This window comes from Colwellia marinimaniae (assembly GCF_002207865.1).
Lineage (GTDB): Bacteria > Pseudomonadota > Gammaproteobacteria > Enterobacterales > Alteromonadaceae > Colwellia > Colwellia marinimaniae.
Window position 1 is genome coordinate 1 of record NZ_BDQM01000079.1, and the last position, 1,653, is coordinate 1,653.

A 1,653-nucleotide genomic window follows, 5' to 3' on the forward strand; every position below is an offset into this window, starting at 1 on the left:
AACTCAAGTTTCGGGATTCAAAACAAACAATAAAAACTGAATAACTCGATGATTTAAAAGAGGTTGATGTCTCATTATGGTAAAATACTTGTTATCTAGACAAAGTAAAAAACCACAAGAGACATCGAATGAATTCTGCCACAAAGCCTTTGAACTTACCATCATTAACCGCTGACTTACTTAGCCAAACAAACCTTAAAATAGATAACACCTTTAGCTCAACATGGAAGAGTCTGAGTTTTAATGCAATGTTACGTCAAGCTAAGTTTTCTAAGCGCTCAGGCATACCAGCCAGCGATGTGGTTTATCTATTAATGCTTTGGGTTTGGCTAAAAGTAGACTCTGTTGCCATGTTTTCAAAGGATTCGTTATTAAGTTTTTCAGCCGCAAAAAAAGATGCGCTATATGATCTACTTAATCGAGAAGACTTAGATTGGCGAAAGCTACAATTATTAACGGCTAAAAAAGTCCTTAAGGGAAAGAGTAAAAACCAACTCAGCGCCTTTGTTATTGATGACACCGTAAAAACAAGGCGTGGCAAAAAGATGCCGGGCGTATCGAGTCACTTTGACCACTTAACGGCTCGTTGCGTGATGGGGCAGCAAATAGTGACGCTTGGTGTCGCTAATGATGAGCAATTTGTTCCCGTTGATAATGAAATATTCATCAGCCAGATTAAGGAGCAAGCGTTAGATTACCGGTTTAATGATGGTCGCAGTATTGCAGCAAAGCGCTACCAAAAATCAAAGCAACAAACCAAGCCAGAAATGGTGTGTGACATGATAGCGCGAGCTATCCGCGCTGGCATTAACGCGGATTACTTTTTAGCCGATGCATGGTTTGCGACCAAACATATTCTTAGAATGACAATTGAACACTCGCTTGTTGCCATTGTCAGAATGAAAAAGAATAAGATGAAATACCGTTTAGTTGTTGATGGTAAGGTCAAGTTACTCTGCGCTAAAGCGTTATATAAAGCTCATGTTAAAGGTCACTGGCAAACACTTAATCATGTGCCTTATCAAAGTAAGTCCATTACTGTTGAATTGAACCTCGCAAGCTCGGATAAAGAGCCAGCCCAATGGGTTAAGGTGAAATTACTTTTTGTTCGCTCAGTCAATGAGGAAAAACAACAGGCAAGCAAACATGATTGGGCACTATTTTTAACGACGGATAGTGAACTTGAAGATGAAAAAATACTTGAAGTCTATGCACTACGTTGGGGGATTGAAGTTTACTTCAAAGAAGCCAAACAAAAGCTAGGTTTTTTAAAAGAGCAAAGCCGCCATTACAGTGCTTATATTGCCTCAATACACCTAACAGGGCTCAGGTTTTGCTTGCTATTGTTTGCTAAACAAGAAGAAGGAGCAGCAAGGCTTAGCAAGGTTAGAAATGACTTTGAAGAAAGCTTAAGTTGCTTGAACTTTGCCAGTAAATTGTGGGGGTTATTTAAAGCGTTAATTGCTGGTGCATTAAGTGAAATGGCTAATTTAACCAAGGTTGAAAAATCTGACGTGCTAAACAAAATTGAACAAACGGTTGTTGATTTTTTTACGCAAGTCATGCAAATGGATAGTTTTACCTTACGACAAGAAGCCCTAGAATGAGGGGGTATTCACTTTTATTGGCTAAAAGTGAACCCCGAAACTTGAG

General features: G+C 39.1%; 1 protein-coding gene. It reads left to right on the forward strand.

All coding sequences use genetic code 11. The annotated features are described in order from the left end of the window. The first annotated feature begins 128 nt into the window (after nt 1-128). Complete coding sequence (locus MTCD1_RS18210) at nt 129-1,607, forward strand: IS4 family transposase (RefSeq protein WP_231733114.1); 1,479 nt, start codon at nt 129-131, stop codon at nt 1,605-1,607. The last annotated feature ends 46 nt before the right edge of the window (nt 1,608-1,653 follow it).

What these genes read in the sequence shown, in the direction of transcription:
- MTCD1_RS18210 (WP_231733114.1), top strand. Translation starts at nt 129, where the DNA reads ATGAATTCTGCCACAAAGCCTTTGAACTTACCATCATTAACCGCTGAC.